Source organism: Luteolibacter sp. SL250, assembly GCF_026625605.1.
Lineage (GTDB): Bacteria > Verrucomicrobiota > Verrucomicrobiia > Verrucomicrobiales > Akkermansiaceae > Luteolibacter.
In genome coordinates, this window is record NZ_CP113054.1 from 4,821,476 (window position 1) to 4,847,658 (window position 26,183).

The window sequence follows — 26,183 nt, forward strand, 5'->3', positions numbered from 1 at the left end:
TTTTTCGTCGATTCAGTTGGAAGGAGCCGGGACCGTTCCCTTGGAAGCGGCGCCAGGCGTCGCAGGCGGCGTCACCTTGGCACCCGGCACCACCAGATCACCGGGAGAAAGGGTGACATCCTCCTTCATGGTGTCAGGAATGATGCTCGCGGAGGAGGTGTTGCGCTCGACAGCGGTCACCAGGAGTTTGGCGATGACCTCGTCATCACGGACAACGTCGAGGGTGGAGTTGGTGATGACACCGGCGGTGTTGCCGGAGGAAAGGGTCACGAAGCCCCAGTTCGGATAAACCGCGCTGACGCGTGTGCGGAGGTTCGGGAAGGACTCACCCTTGGAACGGAGTTCGACCTGCTTGCGCTGCTCTGCGACCTGTCCTTCAACCCGGGTGTTCTCAGCGGTGAGGTTGGCCAGCTTCGCTTCGGAGGTGGCGACGGCGTCGTCGAGTTCCTTGGACTCGTTGATCATGGTGCCGAGCTTGCTGGCGAGGTCACGGATGTTGCCGAGGGAGTCGGTCTTCTCACGGGCCTGGTCGAGCTTCGCCTTGTTGCCTTCAGCTTCCGCGGCCTTGGTTTCCTTGGCCTTGGTCAGTTCCTCGTTGGCCTTCTGCTGCTCGTCGCGCTGGGCTTCGACTTTGGGAATTTCAGCAAGAACGGCTTCTTTCTCAGCCTTGGTTTCATCCCGATCCTTGATGGCGGCATTTTTGCGTGCCTCCGTCTTCGCAAGGGCCGCCTCGGCCGCCTGCCGGTTCTCGATTTCAACTTTGTAGGCGTTCTTGTTTTTCAGACCGATAAAGGCGGCGATCGCCAACGTAACGAGTGTGAGGGTTCCGAAGATTTTGGACATGGGGTTTTATTGTGAAACTTTGGATTCCGCGTGTGGGCAAAACATTAGGAGTTCCCTTTTCCCCACGGCAATCCAAATTTCCGCGTGCCGCGGCAATAATTTAGCGCGGATTCACAAAGTAATCACATCAGACAGCCCACCCCGCCGTCTTCCATGCAGTCCATTTTCCGTGTTTTCCTCTACCTCCGGAACTATCCGGTCCTTGCATCCGCCCAGCTTTTTTGTGCGGTGGGGATGACCGCCGCGGTTTTCGTGTTCCCGAAAGCGACCGGCTATGTGGTGGACCACATCATTCCGGATGCTTCGCGGCATGGTGAATTTTTGTTTTGGATCTGCGTCGCGCTCTCCGGCTTCCTCGCCCGGGAAGGGCTGAATGCATTGCGCATTCTCCTGAACAATGTGTTCGAGCAGAAGGTCATCTACGACATCCGGTCGGACCTTTATGAAAAGATCCAACGCCTGCCCCTCCAGTGGTTCGACACCCGGCGGACGGGCGACATCATGACCCGCGTGGTGGAGGACGTGACGAACATGGAGCGGGTCCTCATCGACGGCATCGAGCAGGGCCTCATCGCCCTGCTGCAGGTGGTGGGAATCGGCGTGGTGCTTTTCATCCTCAACCCCGGGGTCGCGGCGTGGGCCACCCTGCCGGTGCCGCTGCTCGCCGTGGGAGCCTGGATTTACTCGACGCAGGGCCGCGACCGCTACCGCAACCAGCGGGATGCGGCATCCGACCTCAACGCCCTGCTGCACGACAACATTTCCGGCGTCCGCCAGATCAAGGCGTATGCCGCGGAGCGGGAGGAGCATGCCCGGTTCAACCACTACTCGGACGCACTCCGCACCGCCTCCCTGCGGATGATGAAATGGTGGGCCATCTACTCGCCGGGCATGTCCTTCGTACGGATGACGGGCTATGTCCTGGTGCTGGCGTTCGGCGGCGCGAAGGTGATGGACGGAACCATGACCATCGGAGCGTTCACCCAGTTCCTGCTCTACCTCTCGCTGTTCTATGAGCCGATCGGCCAGCTCAACAACCTGACCCAGATGCTGCTCTCCGGCCGCGCCGCCGCCGATCGCGTCTTTGAGATCCTCGACTCCGGGGATGAGCCGAACTCCACCGATGGGGATGAGCTGCCCGCACACATCCGGGGCACCGTGAGGTTCGAGGGTGTTTCCTTCGCCTACCAGGAACAACCGACGCTCCACAGCGTGGATCTGCTGGCATCCGCCGGACAGACCGTCGCCCTGGTGGGGGCCACCGGCGCGGGGAAGACCACCGTCCTTTCGCTGCTCGCACGTTTCTACGAGACCACCGCCGGCAGGATCACCATCGACGGCGTCGATATCTCCACCCTGGCGAAGTCCAGCCTGCGGGACCGGCTGTCCTACGTGACCCAGGAACCCTTCCTCTTCAACGGCACCGTCCGGGAAAACCTGCTGCTGGCAAAGCGGGACGCCACGGAAGCGGAGCTGTGGGAGGCACTGGAGGCCGCGCACGCCGCGCCCTTTGTCAAAGGACTGCCCGAGCTGCTGGACACCAACGTCGGGGAGCGGGGGGTGAAGCTCTCCGGCGGGGAGAAGCAACGCCTCTCCATCGCCCGCGCGCTCCTCAAGAACGCGCCAATCCTGCTGTTGGATGAAGCGACCGCCTCCGTGGATTCCGAGACGGAGCGGCTCATCCAGGACGCGCTCGACCGGCTGATGGAGAACCGCACCGCCTTCGTCATCGCGCACCGTCTTTCCACCATCCAGAACGCGGACCGGATCTATGTCCTGGAGAAAGGGAACGTCATCGAGGAAGGGACTCACGATGAACTGCTGGCACGCGAGGGGAAATACGCCGCCTTGTGCCGGAAGTCCTTCCTCCCGGGAGGACCGATGTTCTGAGGCCGGCGGCGTCCGCCCGTTCCGCGTTGACTCTTCCACAAACTCCTGACTGATATGGGAGTATGAAGAAGAAATGGCTCCTCATGCCTTTGGCCGCCGCCGCATTCGCATCCTGCGAGAAACAGGAGCAGGCCATCCCTCCCGCCGCACCGACAGCGGAACGGAAGACTCCGGCGCCAAACAAGATCGAACCGGTGGCGGAGACAGCACCGACAACACCACCGGCCCAGGCGGAGAACTCCGCCCCCGGAGCGGATACGGCGTCAGATCCCGGCGACACCCCTGCCCCTTCCCGGCCTGCCGTTGACGGCATCCCCGTTGCGAAGGTCGTCGAGGGCAAGCCCGGCTTCGTCTTCAGCCCCTTCAATGACAAGGTGGTGGATGTGCGGAACCTGCCGCCCGGCACACTGGTGGCGGATCCGACTTTCCCCGCTTCCGAGAAAAAGCACTTCCGCCTTCCGCCCTGATTCAGACGGCGTCCACCATCAACTGGCTGTTGATCATCGAGCGGTAGGTCGGGTCATCCGCCTGCAGCAAATTCTCATGGCTGCCATCCGCAACGATGCGGCCTTTCTGGAAGACCAGGATCCTGTCCGCAATGGTAATGGTGCTGAAGCGGTGGGCGATGATGAAGGTGGCGCGGCCTTTCACCAGCTCGGCGAGCGCCTGCTGGACCTTATGCTCGCTTTCGGAATCCAGCGCGCTGGTCGCCTCATCGAGAATGAGGATCGGCGCGTCGCGCAGGAACGCGCGGGCGATGGCGATGCGCTGCCGCTGGCCGCCTGAGACGAGTTCGCCACGCTCCCCCACTTCCGCCTGATATCCGTGTTCCTGGGCGACGATGAAGTCGTGGGCGAAGGCCTTTTTGGCCGCTTCCATCACCTCCTCATCCGTCGCATCCAGCCTGCCGACCCGGATGTTTTCCGCGATGGTTCCGGAGAAGAGAGCGGGCATCTGCGGCACCACCGCGATCTGGGAACGGAGGTCTTTTTTCGCATATTCGCGGATATCAACGCCATCAAGGGTGATGCGCCCTTCAACCGGATCATAGAACCGCGGGACCAGGTGGGCGAAGGTGGACTTTCCGGCACCACTGGGGCCGACAAGCGCAACCACCTGGCCGATGGGCACCTCGACATCGATGTGGCTGAGCACCCGTTCTTCCTTGTAGGCGAATGAGACATCCTCGAAACGGATGCTCTGCCTGGGCCGTCCGAGCCGGGATGGCGAAGGGGATTCCGGAAGACGGTCCGGCTCGTGCAGGATGTGCTCGATCCGCTCCACCGCCGCCTCACCCTGCTTGAACAGGGAATGGATCATCCCCAGCTTTTTCACCGGCTCATAGGCCATATAGAGGGTCATTCCCAGAAAGGTGAAATCCTTGAGGGTCATGCCGCTCTTGACCCCGAAATAGAGGGCGAAGGCAAAACCGGCCGCTGCCACCACCTCGATCGAAGGTGAGATGGCCTGACGGTAGCGCACCACCTTCATGCTGAGTCCTAGCATCTTGCGCACCTTGTCGCGGAAAATGGATGTCTGGCGCTGTTGCAGGTTGTATGCACGGATCTCCAGCGGTGCCTGCAGACTCTCGGACAGGGTGGCGGTCAGATCCCCCCCTTTGTATTGGAGTTGCCTCGCGCGCCGGGCGAGTTTCTTGCCGATCCCACGGATGACCGTGACGCACAGTGGCACGCTGAGGAGGGCGATGATCGCGGGGGCGAACCGCTTGTCCGTGAACGCCTGGCTCGCCAGGACCGAAACCGCCGCGATGAGTGTGGCAGGCTGCTTGATCAGATCGCTCGATGTCTGGGCGAGCACCTGGCGGAGCAGCTCCGTGTCGCTCATCAGACGGGCGAGCAGGTCCCCGGAGCGGTTGGATTTGAAAAACGAGAGGGGGAGGGACTGCAGCTTGACGAAAAGGTCGGTCCGGATGCCTTCCGAAACCCGCAGACCAACGTAGTTGATCAACACGGAGTTGGTGTAACCGGCCAACGCCCGGATGAGGAAAATGAGCGGGATCCAGAGACAGGTCAGCAGGAGCAACTGGTTCTGCTCGACTCCGACCAGCTTCGACTCGAGCCAGAGCTGCCACCAACTGGTCCCCTTGTCCTCTTCGGTACGGAAAAGGATGGGAAAGACGACCTTGGTCATCAGCGGCAATCCCGCGCCCGAAGCAAGCGCGTAGATCAGGCCCGCGATCACGCCACCGGCGAAGATCCACTTCACGGGCAGCAGGTGGCGGTAGTATGGAAGGAACTTTTTCAACGGGCGGCCCCGCAGCCTCTCCGGCTTACCCCCTCACGGCAAGCGCGTTTCCGCATCCCCGTGCTGGACAATCCGCCCACGCACCCCGAATCATCCCGCACCATGCGTTTCCTGAAATCCGAAGCGGGTGCCGTCGTTGTGTGGCTCATCGGAACCATCGTGCTCGCCGCAGGCCTCTTTCCATGGATTTACGCCGCGGGGCAAGCCCTCGCCGCCCACGCCGCCGGCCGGGAACTCGCCCCGATCTGGGAATCCATCGGCAGGTCGGCGGAACGTGCGGATCTGGGAACGTATTTCTCACGCTCGCTCTACGCGGCGGTTCTGTTGCTGCTGCCGTGGCTGATCATCCGGATGAGAAGGATCCGGAACCAATCCCGGGCGGCGGCACCGCCGGACGCGCCGCAACGCATGCCGTGGAAAACCCGGCTGGTCCATCTGGCATCCGCCATCGTCCTCGCCGCTGGCATGCTGTGGCTGCTGGGGGGCGCGCTGCGGATGGCCGGAGCATTCGCCGCGGACCCGGATCCCGCCAGCCTGTCCCGGATCATTTCCAAGGCGCTGGCCCCCGCGTTCTTCGCCGCGGTGATCGAGGAATGGCTGTTCCGCGGGCTGCTGCTGGGCATCTGGCTGCGCATTCTCCGCCCCAGGAGAGCCCTGCTCACCGTTTCATTCATCTTCGCCTTCGTCCATTTCCTGGCTCCACCGGATGGCTCGGACATCGCGGATCCGGCGGCTCCACTCGCAGGCTTCCGGATGCTCGGTCTCATCTTCGGACATTTCCTGGACCCACGGTTCATCGCCGCGGAGTTCCTGGCACTGTTCACCGTCGGCCTTATCCTGGGAGCGACCCGGCTGCGCACCGGTTCCCTGTGGTTCCCCATCGGCCTGCATGCCGGATGGATCTTCGCCTTCAAGAGCTTCAACATGGTCCATATCGAACTGGAGTCCCCGCTGCGCCCGCTCTGGATCGGTGACAGCCTGCGTTCCGGCCTGCTGCCCCTGGCTACCCTTCTGGTTACCGCCATGATCTGTCATTTCACTTTGCGCCGCACGAAAGGCGGGGATGATGGCCCACGTAACCGACAAACCATATGAAAACCCTCCTCTTCTCCCTTCTCGCCGCGGCATCCCTGCACGCAGCCCCGCAAGCCATCTTCGACGGCAAGTCCCTGGAAGGCTGGAAAGTCGAGGGCGGCCCCTATTGGACGGTGAAGGAAGGCGTTCTCGTGGGCGAAAGCGACAACTCCGAGCACAAGAAGAAGGGATCCAACCTCTGGACCACCAAGGAATACAAGGACTTCACCATCGAGCTTGAGTTCCGCTACACCAGCAAGAACGTCACCGACGAGCGCGTGGACTCCGGAGTCTTCCTCCGCAACTCCAGCGACCAGATCCAGATCGGCGTGTCGGGCTCGAAGAAGATCGACCTCACCGGCTCCCCCTACATCGGCGCGAAGAAGGGCTACCCGATCCAGGCCGAAGGAGTCGAAGAAGCAATGAAGGCCGGTGAGTGGAACAAGATGAAAATCACCGCCAAAGGCCAGGTCTACACCGTCGAGATCAATGGCAAAAAGGTGAGCGAATACACCTCCGAGAGTGCCAGCGAGAAGGGCCCCATCGGCCTGCAGGTCCACGGCGGCACGCTGATGAAGGTGGAGTTCCGCAACCTGTCCGTCGAGGAACTGTGAGCGGCGGCGCGGTCAGCCGCGCATCACGGTCAGAACGAGAACGCTCCTGAAGCCGGCCTTCCGGAGCGCTTTCGCGCAGGCATCCACCGTGGAGCCCGTGGTGAACACGTCATCCACCAGGATCGCCCCCTCCTTCCGCGGCCAGTCCGCACCGCCCCCCCGGACGTCGAAGGCCCCTCGGAGATTCTTGAGACGCTGGGCGCGGGTGAGGTGGGTCTGGGCCTCGGTCATGCGCACCCGTCTCAGCGCCCGCAGTACCGGCAGACCGGAGATCTTCCCCACGGCGCGGGCGATCTCCTCCGCCTGGTTGAAGTGACGCCACGCCTGCCTGCGGGCGTGGAGCGGCACGGGGACGAGCGGCCATTTTTCCTCCAGCGCCCTCTGGAACCGGGGATCCTCCAGCCCCTCGGCCGCCAGCCTGCCCAGCTCCGCCGCCAGATGGATGCCCCTGCCGTATTTGAGCCGGTGGATCATCGTACGGGTGCGCTCGTCCAACATCATGGCAGGACGGGCGAACTCGAAGGAAAACTTCAGGTTACTGCAGTTCGGACAGGTGAACTCCCCGTCGATGCTGCCTTCGAAATGCTCCCCGCAACGGGAGCAGAACGGCGGCACCAGCCTGGGCAGCTCCGCGTCACACGCTCCGCACAGCGCCCGGCCTCCGCGCTGGACCTCATCGCAGACGGCGCAGACGGAGGGATACAGCCAGTCCAGCACGTGCCCGAACCACCACGCCGCCCGCCGCCGCGACTCAGGCCCCGCCATCCAGCGTCTCCTCCTTTGGGTCCGTGACGAAATAAACCAACGCCCCGACCACCAGCACACCGGCCAGCGGAATGAAGCCGTGCATGAGGGAATCCCCCGCCATCAGGCGGGCCAGCGGATCCACCCGCGGGACCGGCCTGGTCGCCGCCTGGAACAGGACATTCGCCAGGATCCATCCCATCTGCAGCCCCACCGGCAGCCACAGGGAGGCGGTGCGCCACCGCGCGTAGCCCAGCACCCAGCCCGCCGCCAGCAGTGGCAGGACATTCCCCAACAGGACCGCCGGATCCGCCAACCTGCGGGCCATCAGCCCCAACAGCTCGAACCCCACACCGGAGGCATCCGGATCCGCGATCCGCAGATCCGCCGGAGGAGAGAGGAACGCCACCACCGTGAACAGGACCGCAGCCATGGAAATGGCGGCGATGGGTTTCATCGCCCGCAGGAAAATGCCCAGCGCCACGCCACGGAACAACCACTCCTGGAGCACGACACCGGCGACCAACCAAGGCAGCGCACCCTGCAGCAGCCTCAGCGGCTCCTTTGGCGGCCCCTCCCACACGAAGGACCCCGTCGCCACCAGACCATACCCCATCAGCAGGAACAGCCCAGCCGCCAGCAGCAGCCCCGTCCCCCACTCCAGCACCCCTCCCCTCTTCGCCTGCAGCGGCTGGCCGGTCTCCCTGCCCCGCGCCTCCCGCTTCATCGACAACCACTCCGCGAACGGAATGAAAAGCACCAGCGCCATACCGATGACAGAGACCAGGAAAAACATCCGGAAGTCCGCGCCCTCGCAGATGCGCCCCATCCATTCCAGAAAGCCGTTGGTCCGCTTCACGGAGGTGATTTCCCCCAGCGCCTTCCCCGCGTCATAGAGGACAGGGGACACCCATGCCCCCGCAGCCACCACGGCCGCGGCATAGATCCAGACTTTCAGCACATCGCGGACGGCGCCACCTCTCACATCGCGGAGACTGCCGGATTCCCGTAAAAATGGAAGCCTTCCCTATTGAATCTTGCATCCCCCGCCCCCGCTCCTGACTCTCCCGCCATGGAAGCCCACGAATGGAACGAGCGCACGGATGAGGGCAAACGCTTCTACCGCGCCACCTGGCACGCCGATAAGTGGACCATCATCACCACCCTCAAGCACGAGCCGCTCTGGAACACCCTGGAGGAAGTTCCGGAGGAAGTCTGGCGCGAGCTGCGCGACATCGTCTGGCGGAAATACCAGCGCAAGCGCGTGCCATGGGAACGCGTCGCGGAGATCGACCGGATCCTGGGTGACGAGCCGCCGGAGAACTGACCCGTCCGCTTTTTCAGGGAATCTGCTGCTCCACGGACACATCATCCACCCCCATCAGATCCCGCAACCGGGTCCGCAGGGTGGACTCCACCGTTTCCAGCATGCCGCTGTGCCGGGCCTCTTCACGCATCTGCTCCCGCAGTTCCCGCAGGATCTGAGCGCGGTCCGCGGGCTGGACCTTGTTCAGCCAGCCGCTCTCCTCGCTCAGCACGTCGAAGTCCACCAACTCCACCGAAAGGATCTCCGGCTTCGGGAAGGCCGCCACCGGCCTGCCACGGTCCATCCGCAGGGAAACACCCGGCGTCAGGCGATAGCCGCCCTTCACCTGATAGTGGCCGCGGACGATCAGCTTCTTCGTCCCCAGCGGCAGCACCGCGAACTTCTCGCTCCGCTCGATCGTCCGCGTCGCGCTCATCCGCATCTCCAGCAGGGAAAGCTCCGAAATTTCCGTGGTCTCCACGATCTCCGCCCGCCCCTCCACGATCCGCGTGTCCTGGTTGGTGACGGCCCCCAGCACCGTCTCCAGATTCCGCTGGAGGCTCGCCTTCGTCCCGGATACCGCCCGGGTGATGGGCATGACCACCAGGAAATACGCCCCCGCGATGACCGCCACCACGGTCACCAACCGGCGGATCGTCTTCCACATCTCGACGCGGTGGGGCATGTCAGACTCTATAACGCCCCCGCCATCCGCCAACTGTCTATTTTCCCCTCTCCCCGCCGCCGGGCAACCATCGGCAATTTCCGAAAAATCCTTTCCGAAATTCTTGACACCCGGCCGAAAACCGGGCTTCTTTCCGGCCCGCGCTTACCGCAACGCACTCGTAGCTCAATTGGATAGAGCGTCTGACTACGGATCAGAAGGTTTGGGGTTCGAGTCCCTACGAGTGCGCCACTCTTTCCGCCCTGCAATTCGACACGAGTTGCAGGGTTTTTTGTTTTCCTCACCCTGCCAAGACTCAACCCCGGGAAACGGCGATGAACTTGGAATACTGATAAGAGTTCTTCTGCACGAAGCTGATCCGTTCATCCACGGAAAGGAACCCGCGGCGCCTCATCTGCTCGATCCCGAAGTCGGTGAGGATGGTCATGGAGATGGAAACACCAGAGAGCGTTCCCGCGGCAAACGCTTCGGCGCTGACATCCCCCCTGGAAGAGATTCCGGCTTCGAGCCTGTTGCCGAACACGCCGAACTCGGGAACTGACGCCGGTCCGCCGCTACGACCGACCTGGACGGGGATCTGGAGCGTCCGCTTCTTCTTCGCCCGGTCCACCACATCGACATGAAAGGTGACGGTGAACTGGTAGACATTCTCGCAGACGAAGTTCTGCAGATCCCCCATCCTGCCGGCATGGCCCTGGAACGCCTCCGGCAGGTCCGTCCTGCCGAGCAGATCCTTGAAGGTGTCGTCCGGGTTCACGATCTTCCGGTTGAGGACGAAGGACGCGAGATCCCCGTCGCGGCCGCCGACGGTGGGATCCCTGTACTGGAGTTCATAAGCGATGGTGGAGATGTTTCCTTCCTTGCGCGCACCGGGGACGCCCGGCTTCCCATCGTACCGGTCCATGGCGGCGGAGAAGAAAATGAGGCGCGCGGCGTTCGGGCTCAGGCTCGCGCCATTCGGACCTTCATCCGGCACCTTGGCCTCGGCGAAAAGCCACTGGAAGGCATTCCCATCCCGCATCACCAGCGCGTCCAGGTCACGGCTCATCGCTTCCGTCATCGCCTTCGCCTGTTGCGAAGCGCGGACCTCGGAGCGGCTGCGGCTCCAGGTGTCCAGTGCGACACCGGAGACCGACACCATCACGACGACGATGAGGCTGGTGACGGACATGGCGGCCATCAGCTCGACAAGGGTGAAGCCCTTGCGGGTTCCCGCGCCACCACCACGCTGCATGGCATCCGGCAGGATCATGGATTCCCGGCGGTTTCAGGTTGCAGCACCGGCTGGAAGTAGCGGCGGATCGTGAGGAAATCCTTCTCCGTTTTGCCTGGCATCAGGAAGACAGTGCCGCGCTGGCTCTCCCGGTGGCCCCAGATGGAGCTGTAGACGAGCTGCTTTCCTTTCGCGATCTGAACCGGCAGGTCACGGACGTCATTGCGCTTCGCGGGCCGGACGATGGTGGTTCCGGATGCCTTGATGGAAATCACATCCCGGTCGAACGCGGCGGAATAGACCTCCTTGGTCATGTTCACCACCCGGTAGCCGCCAGCCGGGAGGTTCGTGATGGAGTTGTCCATCACCTCGACCCTCCAGGAGGCCGGGCTGGCGGGGTTCTCCACGAAGATGAGGAGGACCTCGCCGCCGTCCGCGGGCAAGGTGGCGACGGCAACCGGCTGCGGCCGCTTGTCCGGCGGCAGGTCCAGCTCGCCGCGGGCCCTGTGGAAGGCGATCCGCCGCGGGCCGACATAGCTTTCCGCCGCGGTGAATCCCCGCTCATAGGCTTCCAGCGTCTTCGGCCCGTCCTTGGTGGCGAACCAAAGGGCATCCACTTTCCCTTTCCAGCTCAGCGTGACGATCTGGGCCTTGAGAGCTTCCTCCTCCTGCGCGGCGGCCATTCCGGAGAGCAGCAGCAGCGCCGCGAGCCCTCCGTGGATGAATGATCTGATCAATGATTTCATGGGGACAGTGGGTTAGATTTCGTCACGGCGGAGCCAACGGAACCCCGTCAGCACGAACTTTCTTCCGAACCTGCGGTCGTTGTCCGCCAGGTCCACGGACGGGTCCATGGGCTCCGGCACGCGCTGGACCACGGCCTCACACCATGCCTGGGCGGTGATCTTTCCATGGCGGTCCCTCGCGGTGCCGGTGGTGCGGATGGTGAAGGTGTCCGAGCGCACGGCCAGCACCGGAGCCAGTGCCTGGAGGATGTCTCCCTGGAGGATGAATCCGGCATAGCCCGCACCCTTCGACTGGCTGCCGAGGATCCTTTCGAAATGCTGGCCCTGGAGATCGGCAGCTTTGCCCGCGAACCCGGCGAACCGTGAGTTCACCCCGGCTTCCCCGCTATCCAGCGCCGTCTGCAAGGCACCGCTCAACCGGATGTCCGGCCCCTTGTATTCATCGCTGGCCGGGGTGCCACCGGCTTCCTTCAGCGAACGGTTGACGAAGTCCCCCATGCTCCGGAAAGGACCGCGTGCCCGCACCTGGTTGACGATCTCCCGGGAAAGGGCGTCCAACTGGTCGTCGTCGAGTTTCTGGAACCCCTTCCAGACATCTCCCTGTCCACCCGGGTTGTTCGAAAAGCGGCTGAACACCACGCCGTCGGACTTCTCCCAGTTCCTTGTATTCGTCGCGGGATCAAAGACCGGCAGCTTCAGATCCGCCATGCCGGCCAGCACCGCACGCCATGCAGGCACCGAGGTGGAGTTCACGTTGAACGCCCCATCGATCGCCAGATGCCCGGCGATTTCATCCGACGCCTTTTCATTTCCGGGATCGAGGACGTCCTTCTTCTCCAGATGGGCGTCGAGGAGTTTCACCCGCGCGTTCGGGGCGGAGATCTCATCCCGTGCGATTTTCCTGAAATCGCTGGCGGAAAGCAGCCTGTCGTCCGCGGACAGGCCTGAAAGGAAATAGCGGTCCCAGATCTGCTCGTTGACCAGATAGGAGATGTCAAAGGTCCGCAATCCGACATCCCCGTTCCCGCCGTCAGGACCGAGGAAGCGGGTGTTCACCTTCTGGTCCAGCGGAACACGGATGTCCGCGTAGGAATTTCCGACAACAAAGCTGGGCTCGTGGTTGTAGCGCGCGAGCACCGCGTGCTGGAACTGCCCGAGCGACAACGGCCTGGAGTGGGGCAGGTCGAAGCAGGCGACGTAGGGCTGGCGTCCGTCGCCATGCCACATGGCATAGCGGAAGACGTCCGACGGAGGCTCCGGTGGAACGCCCGCCATGAGGAGGCCGCGGCCGTTCGGACCCTCACCCCTGAACGGGCTGACGACATTCATCCCCATGCCGCCGTGGGATCCGTCCCAGCGGCTGTTCATGTTGGCGGCCCTGACGTTGGAGTCGATCAGGTTGCGGATGTTCTGGCCGGGCTCGCCCTCGGTGGAGCGAAGGGAGAACACCCATGAACCGAGGGGTTGGCTTGCATTCCGGAGGCTCTCCGCGGGCATCGGCGGGATATCCTCGATCGGCTCCGGCGCCATCAGCGGGGCTTCCGGCTGCCAGATGCTGGTCGAACGGGAGGTGCCGACCATGCCGGTGCCGGGCTTGAAGCTGAACCAGTTCCCCGAGGTGTCCGTCCAGCCCCGTTGGTTGTAAGTCTGGTCGCTGAGCGACAGCGAAATGACACGAATCCTCGCGGATCCGGCGACGTCCAGCCTCTGGAACTTTGCATTCACGGCGGGCGGCGAGCTCGCCTGCCGGGGCAGCGCCATCTGGAAATATCCATCCTCCCCCCACGCGGACTCCAGGGTGTAGTTCAGCGACGCGGAGGCACCCCCACGGAAGTTCCGCGATGGGATGGTGGCTTCCTCCTTCAGGGAGAAAATCCTCAGTTCCCCGGGCCGGAGATCGACTTCATTCGTGAAGAAGGTGAGCAGGTCGCTGTCGTCGGAGCGGCCATACCAGCCGGTCATGTCCACCTCCATGTTGAACGGTCCGCCGGGGAATGTCGTCCGGTCGTCGATCTCGACCTTCAGGATCGGGGACATCTCCCACTCCACCCGGTAGCGGTGATGGCGGAAGGTGACGTTGTAGGGATTCCAGATGCCGATGACCGGCTTGAACTCGAGGATGATGGAGTAGGAACGCTGGCCGTCCGGACGGACCCCGACGAGTCTCGACTTGAGTCGGTAAGCCACCTGGAACCGGCCCGGGACGGGGGCAACGTAGTTGTTGTTGTGCTGGAGATCGGAAGTATAGATGGGATCCAGCGAGCCGGACGTGTCGATGTATTCGGTATAGGGATCCCAACTGCTGCGGCGCGCCTGGATGTTCGCCGGAGGATGGGGCAGGATGAACGGGAACGAATCCGCCTGGGTCTCCACCTGCTTGTAGAGGTTGTAGTAGTGGCAGAGGATGCCCCAGTTCGGGCCGGAGTCCTTGTTCCGGTAGTTCCTGAACTCATCAGAGATGTAGAACTTCTCCGAGGAGGGCCCCTGACCGCCGACGGTATGCTGGTAGCCGCCCTCCGTGGTCACGACGACTCCGGTGACGCTTGCCGCGGGTGTAGTCTGGGTGGCCTGCTTGCGCCCGAACCAACGCTCGAACACACCCTCGTTCTCGAAAGCGAGGGTGAGATCCCGTTTCAGCCCGCCTTTCTTCGCATCCGTCAGCAGACCGCGGCTGTGGGCGGTGAGATCATGGAAATACTGGCGGTGGAAGTCCGGGATCCCTAGATCCAGCAACCCCGCCTGCTCCAGGGAAAGAAGATGGCCGAACTTCGAATCATCCCCCGGCCAGTTTCTTTTCAGATCCGAGGAAGCATGACCGATGGAGTTGCTCTGGGCGACCCCCGCCGCGAGATACAGTTCCCTGTCCCCGCTTGCGTTCCTGTACGGATTCTTCAGGTCGATGCGGGCTTTCACCCCTTCATCCGCAACCCAGAAAGCATAGCTTCCTTTTTCCTCCCCGTTGAGATGCACCGTGGGAGCGAACACCTGCCGCTCCGCGGGAAGCTCCGCTCCAAAGAGCAGGCTGCCATCCTCCTTGGCCAACTGCTTGCCGGGCAGGTGGACTGACGCCCCTCCTTTCCCGGAGCTGTTCCCGCTGACCAGATAGACCGGATCCCCACCTTCCGAATCCCACACCGCGGTCCACATCGGATTCGCGACGGAGCTGTCGGTGACGTCCGCCCGTCCGGTGACCCTCTGGTCCGGTCCGGCATGCTTCTGCAGGTCCGCGAGGGCGATGGAGAGTGCCAGCCGTGCGTTCGCCTGGGCCACGGACATCGCATGGCCTTGCTGGGACGACCGTATGGTGACCGCGCTCAACGAAAGCACCCCCATCACCAGCACGGCGAGCAACGCCATCAGGGTGATGACGGTGACGAGTGCGAAGCCGGGATGCGGGGCGCCTTTGGGTTTGGCGGCGTGTTGCATGGGGAATTTCGATCAGATCGGGTTTTACCAAAATCTCCCTTTGGCGGGGTGGGACCGGCTATCTGCGGCGCCGGGAAATCCCAGCGAACAATCCGGCTGCCGCGAGGAGGGCTGCGGAAGGTTCGGGAATGGCACGGACCTGGAAGGCATTCAGCAGGGCGACGTTGGCAGTGGGTGCGGCAAAGGCATCGAAAACGAAATCCTCGCTGGTGCCGGTCGCGGTGAACGTCCCGACCACATACTGGCCCAGATTTCCCGCCGCGTTCCCGACATTGTAGTCCACAAGTGGACCACCGGCCCCACGGTCGAGGTGCCCGAGGCCCAGAAGCGCGGGATCAAGGTTCCGGCTGTCGCTGATCCAGACCTGGACCTCATAGACGCTCCCAGCCGTCAGACCGCTCAGGGTGAGCGCGTAGGCATTGAACGCCGAGTCATTGGCGGCGCCCGCGCCCGACCCGCCCGTGGAGCGGATGGATTGACCGAGCAGAGCCTGGTAGGAACTGCTCAATGCACTGAACTGCCCTCCGTTGAAACTGGAGTCAGAGGCGGTCGCCCGGCCCGTGCTGGGGCTCAGAAAGTCGAAGGTGTACGCCCCCGTCACCGAGAACGTGTTGGAGTTGGTGAACCCCACCCCGTTCACCGTCGTGGTGCCGGCCGCCGTAGTGAAGTTGTAGGCGTAAAGGGAGGTTCCGTTGGTGGAGACATTGGAATCACCGGTGATGTTCTGCGCGGATTGCCAGGTGATCGCACCTTGGGAAACGGATGCGAGCGACAGGAGACAGGCGGACAGGACTGCGGTTCTGATTTTCATCTGAGGCTTTATTTTTATGTGTTTGGGGAGAAAGGGAGCGACCGCTCAATGGCGGCGGCGGAAGGCGAGGCAGGACAGCCCGAGGAGGCCGAAAATGGCGGCGGAAGGCTCCGGCACCTGACGGACCTGGAATGCGTTTAGCAGCGCGACGTTGTTCACTTCGGCAGCCGCGGTGGTGAAATCGAACGTCTGGGAAGTTCCGGTGGCCACGAACTCGCCTACCACATACTGGCCGATGCCTCCGGCCGCATCGCTCGTGTTGTAGTCGACCAAGACACTTCCATCCAGGTGGCCGAAGCCGAGGTAGGCGGTGTTCGTGTTCCGGCTGTCGTTCAGCCAGATCTGGACCTGGTAGGCCGCGCCATCCGTGAGGCCGTTCAATGTCACGCGGTATCCGTTGTAGTAGGCGTCATCCGCCGCGCCGACACCCCCGCTGCTGGGCCCTCCGGTGGTCCCGCCCCCGGTCCGGATCTCCCGGCCGATGAGACTCTTGTAGGAACCATCCAGCCCGTTGTATGCCCCCGAGGCAAGGGATACATCGGTGCCGACGGTGATCGTGGTGCTGGGAGACAGGAAGGCCACACTGTAGGCCCCGGCCACGGAGGTCGTGTTCGTGTTGGAGAAAGCGACCGTGTTGATGGTCGTGGACCCCGTGTTCACATTCGAGAAACTGTAGGCATACACCAGGCTGCCGGTGGTGGAGATCTGGGTGACGTCGTTGGCGATGTCCTGGGGCGTGTTCCAGGTGATCGCTCCGGAGGCCACGGAAGCGAGCGCGAACGATGCGACGATCGGTTTCAGAATGCGGTTCATTTTCATCGGTTGGGGTTTGTGAATTTTGCCTGGCGGCAGAATGCTCAGAGCAGGTAGAGGGGGTTTCTTTTCTCGGTGAGGGGGAACGTGACCCGCGCGCCGTTGCGGCGATGGGACTCGAAGGCGGCGACGACCATCTCGATGGCCAGACGGCCATCCGGCGCGCCGCACAACGGCTGGCGGTCTTCATCGATGGCGGCGAGGAGGTCGGTGATGGGCTTGCGGTGACCGCGGATGAGTTTGAGGATCCCGTTGACGGGTTCCGGCTTCCCCACGCCCGCGCTGGTGATGGGAATCCACTCACGGGGACCTGCGGGCGGCGCATGCGGGCAACCTGGAACAAGGTGGGCGAGCGGCTGGGATTCCGGGTAGTCCTCCACGGAACAGCGGATGTCGATCAGGCCGTCGTTGCCGATGATCTGCATGCCGAAACTCGCTTCCTTCACATTCGCTTCCCGCAAGCCGTCGTAGAATACCGGGATGCCGCTCTCCGTCTCATACCGGACGTGGATCTCGTCACCGGCGATGGGGCCGATGCCTTCCTGGCCTTCGATGAGGTCCGACTTGGTGACCGGACGACCGTTCTGGAGGAGGGTGGCATGGCAGGCCGTGGGCTTTCCGGCGAAGATCACCGAGAGGTTCAGGAGATGGGTGCCCAGGACCCAGAAGTCCTGCACACCGCCCCGCTTGTCCTCTTTCCCGCGCATCCGGATTTCCAGGACCTTGCCGATCCCGCCGGATTCGATGGCTTGCTTGATCGCCGGAACCGCAGGGTGGTAGCCGGTGCGGTGGGAGATGGTGAGCTTGGTCCCGCTCTCCTCCAGCGCGGCGATGACTTCATCACACTCCGCCAGGTCCCGGCAGAACGGCTTTTCCATGTAGATGCCCTTCGCCCCGGACCCGATGGCGGCCATAAGCATGTCACGGTGCTGGTCGATGTGGCGGGGGCCGATGGCGACCAGCTCCGGCCGCACGGTCCGCAGCATCTCCCGGTAGTCGGTGAATCCGCGCTCCACACCCAACCGCTTCAAGGCGGCCTCCAGTCCTTTTTCATGCGCATCCGCCACGGCGACGATCTCCGTCTCAGGCACGTTGAGCCATCCGGTGTCGATACCGTGTCCGTAGTCCCCCCTGCCCGTGTGGCCGATGATCCCGACCGTGGGGCGGCGGGCGGGCACGGCCCCTCCCCTGGCCAGGGCGGTGCCAACCCCCGCGGCCACTGTGGTGGAAAGGAAGGATCTGCGTTTCATTTCTCCAGGCTCTTGATGAAGAGGATCAGTGATTCGATCTGCGGGTCGCTCAGGATGCCTTCATAAATGGGCATGCCTGCCTCGATGTTCTTGAACTCCTTGGGAACCTTCGCGCTCGGGTTGAGGATGGATTCGCGCAGGTAGTCGTTCCCGACCTTGACCTTGCTGTTGTCCGTCAGGACGCGCTCGCGTCCATAGAGCCCCTTCCACGTGGGCCCGACCTTCCCTTCACGCCCGCTGCCGTCGATGCTGTGGCAGGCCATGCAGCCGGTCATCTCGTACAGGCGCTTCCCTTCACTGGCGGAAGGCTTCTCCTCCTTCGCCACCTTCGCCTTGCGCGGGGTGAGATCGACCTTGATCGAGCCGAAGCCTTCCTTGACCGGATCAAAGGCCGCCAGCTCGTACGGGGTGAAATACACGCTGTGGGTCAGGGATGCCTGATCCGCCGACTTGATGCCCCAGCCGAGGCGCATCTGCATGACGCCGTCCTTCATGTCCGGCAGGCCGACGAACACCGACTTGCGGTCCTGGGAAAGATACACGCTGCTGGCCGTCATCCACTCGCTGCCCGGCTTGCCATCCAGCTTCAGGTGCGGGGAGCCGTACTTCGACGTCCTGCGGTAGTTCCACCGCTCCACGCTGAAAACATCCGGGGAGGAGAGTGACTCTTCGTCGAGGGGCACGTCGAACTCCAGCAGAACTCCTTCCTGGGTCGCCGTGCATTCCTTCAGCACCGCCCCGGCGTTCTTCGTGTGACGGAGCCTCGCCAAGCCGCTGACGCGCGTGGCGGTGGTCCCGAAGTTCTGGAAGCCGGTGACGTAGAGTTGGCCGTCCGCGGGATTCATCGTGCCGTTGAGCGGAGCGAACTCCAGGTCGCGGGAGATCGAGATCGCCGCGCCCTGGGGTTTGGTGAATCGATCGCTGAAGAGGATCTGGAAAAGCTCCGGACGGTTGAAGCCGATGAGGATACACTCGCCATCCAGCGGGCCGAAGCGCGGATCGTTCGCCCAGACCTGGGTGACGGCGCTGGGGTTGACCGGATGCGGAATCCAGACAGCCGGGTCCGTGATGGGCGCGGGGTATTTCTCCTTCGGCAGCATGTCCGCCAGATAGCCGTAGTAGAGATTGTCCCGGATGATGTGGACCGGAGTGGAGGGGACGTAGAATCCCTCCTGGTCGCTGGCGGTGACGAGACCGGTGACCGGATGCACGCCGACGAACGGCTGCCGCAGACCCCAGCCCAGCGTCTCCACCTTCTTCCCATCCGCATGGACCCGCAGCACCTTGCCACTGTCCTGGGCGAGCGTCGGGCCGCGCTGGCCGCCCTTGCTGATGACGAAGGAACCATCCGGAGCGAGTTCCATGGAGTTCGCATACTCGCGCGTTTCCGCCGTCTGGCCGAATCGGTTGGAGAAAAGCTGGTGCTCGTCCGCCACCCCGTCGCCGTTGTGGTCCAGGATCCGCCAGATGCCGTTGCGGTCGAAAACGAACAGACCGGCGTCCATCCCCGGCAGGTTGCGGTGGACGATGCTCAACGGCTCATGGAGGCCGGAGGTGAAGCGTTTCCACTCCACTTTCTCCAGGTCGCCCTTGAGGCCGGAGATGAGCCACACGTCACCATCGAAGGTGACCGCCGCGGCGTCTCCTTTGTCATTGAGGAAGGCGATGTCAGCGAGTCGCGGGTTGCGCTTCCACGGGTTGTCGAGCGGCAGCGGGATGTCATCGAAAACATAGAGATCCGGTTTTGCTGAAAGCGTGCCGGAAGTCGTGACTTTCCCCGTCCAGGCGGCGGGGCGCTTCGCGGAAGCCGCCTTGGCAGCGGCGGCCGCAGGAGCGGGGAATGCCACCTGGATGGTGACGGCTTCCTTTGTTGCCGGGATGACGAGATACCGCACCCCTCCATGCTCGCGGACCGCCAGTTCCTTCCCGTCGGAGGAGGTGATCTTCCCGGGAGCCGCCGAGCCATCCACCGCGGCGGACAGCGCCACCGCGAAGTCCCGGGCATGCGGTGCGAGTTCGAACTTCCGCACGAGAAATGTGCCACCCTTTTCTTCCGACAGGCTCAGGGTTTCGGTGACTTCGGTGCCATGGATGTCATGGCTCAGCCGCGCACTCCCATGATCCGGGAAGCGGACACGACGCAATCCCGCCTGATCCTCCGGCAACGGACCTTTGCCCACCTCATGTTTCGTCGGACCGGGTTTCCTGGGATCGGAGAAGACGAGCTTTTCACCGGAGCCGGCGACCACCTTCCAGCCCTCATAGATCCCGTTGGCCAGGAATGGCGTGCCGATGGGCTTCGGTGCGTCCTTCTGCCCTTTGTCCACCTTCTGGGTGGCGTTGATGTAGGAGATGGTGGACATCGACTCATCGGTCACCGCCGCCTTGCCCGCCTCCCCTTTCCACACCAGCGCAATCCTGAGGAGGTCCGTGTCATAAGCGGCCCACACGTCCTGCCCCAGGTTCAGGATCAGTGCGCGCGGCACGAGGTTGTTCTTCGGAAACGCACCACCGACGGCACGCGCGTCGAGCACGGAGGAGAAGAAAGGGAAGTCCTTCTCAAGCCAGGGAGCCCAGTCACCCGGAGCGGACAGGTTTCCGGAAGTGATGTCCTCACCCGTCTGGGCGCAAACCGCGCCGACCTGTAATCCGAGACCGGAAGAGATCAGGAACAAACCGAAACGGGAGAATCTGCGGGAGCCTTCGAGCATTTGGAACGTGTGGGAAATCCTGGAAAGGGTGCGGGACATCGGGGTGCGGTGGTGTCCGGTCATTGGTGGGCTTGCGGGGCAGGGGCCGGGGTGCCCCACTTGGTGTATCCTGCGGCGGAAAGGAGGATCTCCTGGACCAGCAGGTCGTGGCCGTAGCTGAAAGGGTTCCCGATCTCCCCACGCACGATGGCTCCGAATTCCTTCAACTGGTCCACGTAGCGGTCCTTGCGGATACCGAGGTCCACGGTATGGGTCCCCTTCGCATAGGTGCCGGCCTTTTCCTTCAGCCGGAGCTTCAGGAGGTGGGGCGCGCCGAAGCGCTCGACAGGACTCAGCTCGATGGTCCCTTTGTTTCCGGAAACCTTGATGCGCCGGTTGCTCAGTCCCTCCACCTCCGAATCGCTGACATGGATGGAGGCGATCGTGTGGGCGTACTCCAGCACCGCCAGGCAGTTGTTCCTGCCCTTTCCAGCGGCTTCCTTGGTCGATCCCATGAAAGCGGTCACATTCCCGGGACGGCCCAGCAAGGAGGTGATCCAGTCGATGTGGTGGCAACCAAGGAGGAACATCGTTCCGCCGGAGAAATCGCCCAGATAGCGGAGATACGCCTCATCGCTGTAGTCATGGCTCATGCTGGCCTGGATCTCATGGATATCCCCCAGCCAGCCTTCGCTGACGGCTTTGCGGATGAACTGGATGCCGGGATTGGTCCGCAGCATGTAGGCGATCTGGAAGGGCAGCTTTTTGTCCCGGCAGCCATCGAGCAGCTTCCGGTAGTCCTCCAAGTTCTCACCGCCCGGCTTGTCCATGCAGATGGCCAGCCCCTTTTCCATGCAGCGGGTGGCCGCGGGAACCAGGTCGCGGTTGGCGGTTTCCACCATCACCGCCTGGAGGTCGGGGGTCGCCAGCAGCTCCTCCTCCGTCATCCACTTCAGCCCGGAGTAGGTCTTGGAACCTTTTCCGCCGCGGCTGATCTCCGTCGAGTCGGTCCGCTCAGCCACCACACCGACGATCTCGAAGTCATCCGGGAGGCTTGCCAGGGACTTCATGCGCTCCGAGGCGTGCGCATGGCCGACGCCGAGCTGGGCGATTTTGATTTTCGCGGGCTTGCCACCAGATGCGGCGGCCGCGCGCTCCGCCAGGAATCCTGACGCGGCGATTGCACCGGCACTCAATGCCGAATTTTTGACGAAGTCCCGTCTGTTCATGGGTTCTGTGAGCTTTCGCCGTCCGTCGGAAAGGTGCGGCCTATAGGGGAGATGGCAGAAAATTCACATTGGTTACCTTCCACGTGAAAATTTGATGTTTTTCCCCGGAATCCGCCGCCCCGGGGTCTATCAGGAACTTGATTTCACCTGCTCCATCGCGGTGACCTCCACCGCGTCGCCGTCCTGCAACAGGGCGTTGGGGCTGAGGACAACCTCCTTTTCCGGACTCAGACCGGAAAGGATCTCGGTCTTCGCTCCCAGTGTGCGGCCGGGCTTGACCGGGAGAAACCTCACCTTGCCCGCCTCGATGACCGCGAGGTTCGCGACCCCACCACGGATGAGAACCGCATTGGACGGCACCATCAGAATGGGGAAATCCGACTTCGTGATGAATCCAGCCATCCCCGAAAGTCCGGCGGGCAGTACGAAATCGGGGTTCGGCACCTGCAGTTCCACACGCATCGTCCCGGAGCCGGCGTCGATGACACCGCTCGAACGGACGACTTTTCCCGGAAAGGTCCTGCCTGGCAGATCCGCGAAGGAGATCTCCGCTTCCCCGCCCGGTTTGAGCTGAAGGGCGGTCGCAGGAGGAGCGTGGAGGATCATCCTCAGATCATCCAACCGGGCGATCCGGAACAACCACCCGTCTCCGGAATTCGCATCACCCTTGATCTGGTCGCCCACATCGACACGGCGGGCGGTGATGGTTCCATCGAATGGCGCACGGATGACAAGAAACCTCTGCAGTTCTTCCAGACGGCCCAGCTCCGCACGTGCGGAGAGAAGATCCGCGGTGGCGGTCCGGGTGCCGGACCTCCGCTCGTCGAGATCCTCCTTGGAGAAGGCATTGCTCGCGGCGAGGGTTTCGCCCCTCTCCAGAAGAAGCCCGGCCAGTTCCTTGCGGGCCTCCGTCTGTTCCACGCGGGCCTTTGCAGCTTCAATCTCATGGGGGATCTCCGGAGCGGAGATGACGGCGAGGACATCCCCTTCCTTCACTCGGTCGCCGATGTCCACTTTCCGCTCTGATAGGGTGCCGGTCGCACGGGCGTACAACACCGCTTCCTGGCCGGGCGCCGTCCGCCCCGTCGCCTTGAGTGGTTGCTCAGCAGGGGCCGCCTCCGGTTTCGCCGTGCGGACTTTCACCACCTCCCCGGCATGGAGGGTGGTGGCAAACAATGTGATGCTGAGAATGACTTCAGGAAAGCTCCGGTTCATGGTCGTCGAGAAGGATGGGGGTGGATTCGTTGGTGGCCGGCGCGGCCGCTTTGGCGCGACCCTTCGCCCAGGCGAAGACAACAGGCACGAGAAACAGGGATGCCACGGTGCCGAACAGGAGGCCACCGATGACCGCGCGGCCCAGCGGGGCGTTCTGCTCGCCCCCCTCACCGGCCCCGATGGCCATGGGAACCACGCCGAGGATCATCGCCGAGGCGGTCATCATCACCGGACGCAGGCGGGTGGTGGCGGCCTCCAGGGCGGCGGAGACTCCACCGACGCCGTCCGCCAACCGGTCACGCGCGAAGGAGGTGACAAGCACGCTGTTGGCCGTCGAGACGCCAACCACCATGATGACACCCATCAGCGCGGGCACGCTCAGCGGAGTCCCTGTCACCCAAAGGCCGAACAACGCACCGGAGATGGAGACCGGCAGGCCGGAGATGGCGATGAACGGCATGCTCCAGGACTGGAAGTTCACCACCATGACCAGAAACACCAGCACCGCCGCCAGACCGAGGCCGCCGATCAGTTCGCTGTAGGCGGAGCGCATCAGCGCGGCCTGGCCGACAAGCTCGATGCGGTTGTTCGGTTTCAATTCGGGACGGAGGCCGGACAGGATCGATTCGAGGTCATCGGCAACGGCTCCGAGATCCCGCCCCTGGACATTTCCGACGACGGTGAAGGTCGGCAGCAACGTCGTCCGCGAGATGCTGGCCGAGCTTTTCCGCTCCCCGATCCTGGCGAAGGCACCGAGCAATACCGCCTCCCCGCCGCCGGAAGGCTTCACCGGGATGTCGAGGAGCCGGGGAGCTGCCTCGACTGCTTTCGGTGGGGCGAGCACCTGCACATCGTAGGACGAACCCGTCGCCGGATCCGCCCAGAAGCTGGTGGAGACACTTGCCCCGGAACCGAGAAAGGAAAGGAGTCCGCTCACCGCATCCTGCTGGGTGACCCCCAGTTGGGCGGCGCGGATGCGGTCCACCTCCAGGTAGAATTCCGGCAGGTCCAGGACCTCACGGAATGTCACATCCACCGCTCCGGGGACTTTCGAAAAGCGCTCCACCAGTTGGTTCGCCAGCACGAGGTTCCCTTTGACATCCCTGCCAATGAAGCGGATCTCGAACGTCGTGGCGGCGCCCGACGACAGCGTCTGGCTCGTTGCGTCCGCCGGGCGGAAGAACCCTTTCACATCCGGGAACTTCTCCGCCAACATGGTGCGGACCTTGGCCATGTATTCCGCCGTCGGCTTGTGGCCCGGTGCGAGCTGCACGAGGATCTCACCATCGAACGTGCCGACGGCGGTGCTGGGCACCCACGCCTGGTTGATGGAGGATGGCTGGCCGACGTTCTCCGCCACGAACAGGAGTTCCTCCTCCGGGATGATCCTGCGGATCTCCCGGTGCACATCCGCGAAGCGCCGCCCGGTCTCCTCCAGCCGGGTGCCGGATGGCATGCGCAGGAAAAGGCTCATCAGCCCGGCATCCGTCACTGGAAAGAACTCCCTGCCGAGGAACTTCGCGGACCCGCCGCCCACGCCGAGCACTGCGAGGACGAGCAAGATCAACACGAAGCCCCTGCGGAGGAAGAAATGGAGGATGCCTGCCTGCACACGGGCAACCTTGTCGAGCAGATGCTCGACCCCATGGTGCAGCCGGCGGATGAATCCCGGAGGCTTCTTTTCGGCCTCCACCTCGGATGGCATCATCATCGAGGCCAGCGTCGGCACCAAGGTACGGGAAAGCACGTAGCTGGCGATCATCGCGAAGATCACGGCGAGGGCCAGCGGCTTGAAGACATAGGCCGCGGTCCCGGAAAGCATGAAGATGGGCATGAAGACGATGCAGATGCCCGTGGTGGAGACGAACTCGGGGAAAGCGACCTCCCTCGCGCTGTCGACGACTGCCTGTTGCACTGGCTTCCCGAGCGCGATCTGGCGCTTGGTGTTCTCAATCTCCACCAGCGCGTTGTCCACGAGGATCCCGATGGCGAGCGCAAGCCCGCCCAGGGTCATGAGGTTGAACGTCGCGCCGATGAGATACAGGCCGAGGATGGAGCAGAGCAACGCCAGCGGAATGGAGCAGAGGACGATGAGCGTGGACCGCCATGAGCCGAGGAACAGGATGACCACCAGCGCGACAAGAGAGCCGACGAGGACGATCTCATGCAGCACGGTGCCAACCGCCGCATTGACGAAGACGGACTGGTCGAAGAGCGGTTCCACGCGCAGTCCCGGCGGAGCCGCCGCCTGGATGTTCGGCATGCGGGCGAGGATGCCGTTGACGATGTCCACGGTGGACGCCTTGCCGAGCTTCAGCACGGATACCATCACCGCGTTCTGGCCGTTGAGCCGCACGACATTGGTGGAGATGGCCTCACCGTCCCGCGCGTGGGCCACGTCCCGGAGGAGGATGACACGCCCGTCGATCTCACGGATGGGCAGATCGAGAAACGCTTCCACGGATTCCGGGCTGGCGTTGATGGACACGGGAAGCTCCCGCTCCCCTTCCCTCAGCATTCCGGACGGGAGCGTGAGATTCTGGGTGCCAAGCGCGCGGTTGATGTCCGCCGGGGAGAGGCCGAACGCGTTCAGTGCCTCCGGGATCAGTTCGATCATCACCTGCCGCGCCGCGCCACCGTAGGGCAGCGACATGCGCACGCCGGGAATGCCCTGGATCTGCGCCCGCAGCGCCAGGCGCGCGTAGTCATAGAGCTGCCCGTCGGTCTGCGTGTCCGATGAGACGATCAACTGGAGGATGGGCACGCTGGAGGGGCTGCTCTGGACGATGAGCGGCGGGGTAGTGCCCTGCGGCATGCGCCGGAGGATGGTCTGCGAGACGGCGGTGACCTGTGTCATCGCCATCTCGATGTTGACGTAGGGCTGGAAAACCATCTTCACGAGGCCGATTCCGTTCGAGGTCTCGGAGCGGACCTCCAGCAGGTCATCGACGTTGTTGATGGTGACGATCTCCGAGAAAGAGGTGACCTTCAGCGCCATTTCCTTCGCGTTGAGGCCGTTGTAGGTCCACACGAGGGTGATCTGGGGGCTCTCCACCGTTGGCAGGATGTCGGTTGACATCCTCCTCACCGACAGGATGCCGAAGAGCATGATCAGGATCGCGAAAACGCCAATCGTGTAGCGGTAGCGGAGGGCAAAACGAACAATCCACATGGGCGATGGTCAGGGATATGGGGTCAGCGTTGGCCGAGCCGGAGGAATCCCCATGACGCGGGTGGTCACAACGGCTCGCAGGTGGTGCCCCCCACTGCTTCCGATCATGCGACCATTGCGGGAGACGCCCACGGAATGGCACCAGACCCACGGCGGTTACCCCCATCGGGGAAATAGGGGACATTTCCGGAATCTCC

20 protein-coding genes and 1 tRNA gene are annotated in these 26,183 nt (G+C 63.4%); 6 read left to right on the top strand and 15 right to left on the bottom strand.

Translation table 11 applies throughout. The annotated features are described in order from the left end of the window. Positions 1-12: 12 nt before the first annotated feature. Positions 13-843 (bottom strand): hypothetical protein, encoded by an 831-nt coding sequence (locus OVA24_RS20910; RefSeq protein WP_267672128.1) that lies wholly within the window; start codon positions 841-843, stop codon positions 13-15. A gap of 153 nt (positions 844-996) precedes the next feature. On the opposite strand from OVA24_RS20910, the gene OVA24_RS20915 reads away from it, so the two are divergent. Both OVA24_RS20915 and OVA24_RS20920 read left to right on the top strand, forming a co-directional pair. Then, positions 997-2,733 carry an ABC transporter ATP-binding protein gene (locus tag OVA24_RS20915; RefSeq protein WP_267672129.1) on the top strand — a complete coding sequence of 579 codons (1,737 nt, stop codon included), beginning with the start codon at positions 997-999 and terminating at the stop codon, positions 2,731-2,733. A 62-nt stretch (positions 2,734-2,795) separates the two neighbouring features. Beyond that, positions 2,796-3,200, top strand: a complete 405-nt coding sequence (locus OVA24_RS20920) for a hypothetical protein (protein ID WP_267672130.1) — start codon at positions 2,796-2,798, stop codon at positions 3,198-3,200. 1 nt (position 3,201) lies between these two features. Here the strand turns inward: OVA24_RS20920 and OVA24_RS20925 are convergent, their stop codons facing one another. After that, entirely contained in the window at positions 3,202-4,998 is a 1,797-nt protein-coding gene (locus tag OVA24_RS20925; RefSeq protein WP_267672131.1) for an ABC transporter ATP-binding protein, read from the bottom strand. A 102-nt stretch (positions 4,999-5,100) separates the two neighbouring features. Between OVA24_RS20925 and OVA24_RS20930 the strand changes: the two genes are divergently transcribed. Then, a complete protein-coding gene (locus OVA24_RS20930) occupies positions 5,101-6,093 on the top strand; it encodes a CPBP family intramembrane glutamic endopeptidase (RefSeq protein ID WP_267672132.1) in 993 nt (330 codons plus the stop codon). Further along, entirely contained in the window at positions 6,090-6,686 is a 597-nt protein-coding gene (locus OVA24_RS20935; RefSeq protein WP_267672133.1) for a 3-keto-disaccharide hydrolase, read from the top strand. The genes OVA24_RS20930 and OVA24_RS20935 overlap by 4 nt, the downstream gene beginning before the upstream one ends. A 12-nt stretch (positions 6,687-6,698) precedes the next feature. Here the strand turns inward: OVA24_RS20935 and OVA24_RS20940 are convergent, their stop codons facing one another. Together OVA24_RS20940 and OVA24_RS20945 are read right to left on the bottom strand one after the other, a co-directional pair. Continuing rightward, on the bottom strand, positions 6,699-7,451 hold the full coding sequence (locus OVA24_RS20940) for a ComF family protein (RefSeq protein WP_267672134.1): 753 nt from the start codon (positions 7,449-7,451) through the stop codon (positions 6,699-6,701). Next, positions 7,438-8,415 carry a CPBP family intramembrane glutamic endopeptidase gene (locus OVA24_RS20945; protein ID WP_267672135.1) on the bottom strand — a complete coding sequence of 326 codons (978 nt, stop codon included), beginning with the start codon at positions 8,413-8,415 and terminating at the stop codon, positions 7,438-7,440. Before OVA24_RS20945 ends, OVA24_RS20940 begins: the two co-directional genes overlap by 14 nt. Before the next feature lie 87 nt (positions 8,416-8,502). On the opposite strand from OVA24_RS20945, the gene OVA24_RS20950 reads away from it, so the two are divergent. Next, positions 8,503-8,757, top strand: a complete 255-nt coding sequence (locus OVA24_RS20950; RefSeq protein WP_267672136.1) for a hypothetical protein — start codon at positions 8,503-8,505, stop codon at positions 8,755-8,757. A 13-nt stretch (positions 8,758-8,770) separates the two neighbouring features. Here the strand turns inward: OVA24_RS20950 and OVA24_RS20955 are convergent, their stop codons facing one another. Beyond that, positions 8,771-9,421 (bottom strand): DUF4230 domain-containing protein, encoded by a 651-nt coding sequence (locus OVA24_RS20955; RefSeq protein WP_267672138.1) that lies wholly within the window; start codon positions 9,419-9,421, stop codon positions 8,771-8,773. Positions 9,422-9,575: 154 nt separating this feature from the next. Here OVA24_RS20955 and OVA24_RS20960 point away from each other — a divergent pair. Continuing rightward, a tRNA-Arg gene (locus OVA24_RS20960) sits at positions 9,576-9,652 on the top strand. 64 nt (positions 9,653-9,716) lie between these two features. Here OVA24_RS20960 and OVA24_RS20965 read toward each other — a convergent pair. The 10 genes from OVA24_RS20965 to OVA24_RS21010 all read right to left on the bottom strand — a co-directional run bounded on the left by OVA24_RS20965 (position 9,717) and on the right by OVA24_RS21010 (position 25,986). Beyond that, complete coding sequence (locus tag OVA24_RS20965; protein WP_267672140.1) at positions 9,717-10,673, bottom strand: PulJ/GspJ family protein; 957 nt, start codon at positions 10,671-10,673, stop codon at positions 9,717-9,719. Continuing rightward, positions 10,670-11,380, bottom strand: a complete 711-nt coding sequence (locus OVA24_RS20970; RefSeq protein ID WP_267672142.1) for a hypothetical protein — start codon at positions 11,378-11,380, stop codon at positions 10,670-10,672. Before OVA24_RS20970 ends, OVA24_RS20965 begins: the two co-directional genes overlap by 4 nt. A gap of 12 nt (positions 11,381-11,392) precedes the next feature. Continuing rightward, positions 11,393-14,806 carry a PilW family protein gene (locus OVA24_RS20975; RefSeq protein WP_267672144.1) on the bottom strand — a complete coding sequence of 1,138 codons (3,414 nt, stop codon included), beginning with the start codon at positions 14,804-14,806 and terminating at the stop codon, positions 11,393-11,395. 58 nt (positions 14,807-14,864) lie between these two features. After that, positions 14,865-15,617 (bottom strand): hypothetical protein, encoded by a 753-nt coding sequence (locus OVA24_RS20980; protein WP_267672146.1) that lies wholly within the window; start codon positions 15,615-15,617, stop codon positions 14,865-14,867. Positions 15,618-15,662: 45 nt separating this feature from the next. Next, positions 15,663-16,430: a hypothetical protein gene (locus OVA24_RS20985; RefSeq protein ID WP_267672147.1), complete on the bottom strand. Its 768-nt coding sequence runs from the start codon at positions 16,428-16,430 to the stop codon at positions 15,663-15,665. 44 nt (positions 16,431-16,474) lie between these two features. Next, positions 16,475-17,680 (bottom strand): Gfo/Idh/MocA family protein, encoded by a 1,206-nt coding sequence (locus OVA24_RS20990; RefSeq protein ID WP_267672149.1) that lies wholly within the window; start codon positions 17,678-17,680, stop codon positions 16,475-16,477. Next, positions 17,677-20,430, bottom strand: coding sequence for a c-type cytochrome (locus OVA24_RS20995; RefSeq protein WP_267672151.1), 2,754 nt, complete (start codon positions 20,428-20,430; stop codon positions 17,677-17,679). Before OVA24_RS20995 ends, OVA24_RS20990 begins: the two co-directional genes overlap by 4 nt. Positions 20,431-20,450: 20 nt before the next feature. Beyond that, on the bottom strand, positions 20,451-21,599 hold the full coding sequence (locus tag OVA24_RS21000; RefSeq protein WP_267672152.1) for a Gfo/Idh/MocA family protein: 1,149 nt from the start codon (positions 21,597-21,599) through the stop codon (positions 20,451-20,453). A gap of 129 nt (positions 21,600-21,728) precedes the next feature. After that, a complete protein-coding gene (locus tag OVA24_RS21005; RefSeq protein ID WP_267672153.1) occupies positions 21,729-22,814 on the bottom strand; it encodes an efflux RND transporter periplasmic adaptor subunit in 1,086 nt (361 codons plus the stop codon). After that, a complete protein-coding gene (locus OVA24_RS21010; protein ID WP_267672154.1) occupies positions 22,795-25,986 on the bottom strand; it encodes an efflux RND transporter permease subunit in 3,192 nt (1,063 codons plus the stop codon). Before OVA24_RS21010 ends, OVA24_RS21005 begins: the two co-directional genes overlap by 20 nt. Positions 25,987-26,183 lie beyond the last annotated feature (197 nt).

Coding starts and splice junctions, on each gene's coding strand:
- OVA24_RS20910 (WP_267672128.1), bottom strand. CDS start 843: ATGTCCAAAATCTTCGGAACCCTCACACTCGTTACGTTGGCGATCGCC.
- OVA24_RS20915 (WP_267672129.1), top strand. CDS start 997: ATGCAGTCCATTTTCCGTGTTTTCCTCTACCTCCGGAACTATCCGGTC.
- OVA24_RS20920 (WP_267672130.1), top strand. CDS start 2,796: ATGAAGAAGAAATGGCTCCTCATGCCTTTGGCCGCCGCCGCATTCGCA.
- OVA24_RS20930 (WP_267672132.1), top strand. CDS start 5,101: ATGCGTTTCCTGAAATCCGAAGCGGGTGCCGTCGTTGTGTGGCTCATC.
- OVA24_RS20935 (WP_267672133.1), top strand. CDS start 6,090: ATGAAAACCCTCCTCTTCTCCCTTCTCGCCGCGGCATCCCTGCACGCA.
- OVA24_RS20940 (WP_267672134.1), bottom strand. CDS start 7,451: ATGGCGGGGCCTGAGTCGCGGCGGCGGGCGGCGTGGTGGTTCGGGCAC.
- OVA24_RS20950 (WP_267672136.1), top strand. CDS start 8,503: ATGGAAGCCCACGAATGGAACGAGCGCACGGATGAGGGCAAACGCTTC.
- OVA24_RS20955 (WP_267672138.1), bottom strand. CDS start 9,421: ATGCCCCACCGCGTCGAGATGTGGAAGACGATCCGCCGGTTGGTGACC.
- OVA24_RS20965 (WP_267672140.1), bottom strand. CDS start 10,673: ATGATCCTGCCGGATGCCATGCAGCGTGGTGGTGGCGCGGGAACCCGC.
- OVA24_RS20970 (WP_267672142.1), bottom strand. CDS start 11,380: ATGAAATCATTGATCAGATCATTCATCCACGGAGGGCTCGCGGCGCTG.
- OVA24_RS20975 (WP_267672144.1), bottom strand. CDS start 14,806: ATGCAACACGCCGCCAAACCCAAAGGCGCCCCGCATCCCGGCTTCGCA.
- OVA24_RS20980 (WP_267672146.1), bottom strand. CDS start 15,617: ATGAAAATCAGAACCGCAGTCCTGTCCGCCTGTCTCCTGTCGCTCGCA.
- OVA24_RS20985 (WP_267672147.1), bottom strand. CDS start 16,430: ATGAACCGCATTCTGAAACCGATCGTCGCATCGTTCGCGCTCGCTTCC.
- OVA24_RS20990 (WP_267672149.1), bottom strand. CDS start 17,680: ATGAAACGCAGATCCTTCCTTTCCACCACAGTGGCCGCGGGGGTTGGC.
- OVA24_RS20995 (WP_267672151.1), bottom strand. CDS start 20,430: ATGTCCCGCACCCTTTCCAGGATTTCCCACACGTTCCAAATGCTCGAA.
- OVA24_RS21000 (WP_267672152.1), bottom strand. CDS start 21,599: ATGAACAGACGGGACTTCGTCAAAAATTCGGCATTGAGTGCCGGTGCA.
- OVA24_RS21005 (WP_267672153.1), bottom strand. CDS start 22,814: ATGAACCGGAGCTTTCCTGAAGTCATTCTCAGCATCACATTGTTTGCC.
- OVA24_RS21010 (WP_267672154.1), bottom strand. CDS start 25,986: ATGTGGATTGTTCGTTTTGCCCTCCGCTACCGCTACACGATTGGCGTT.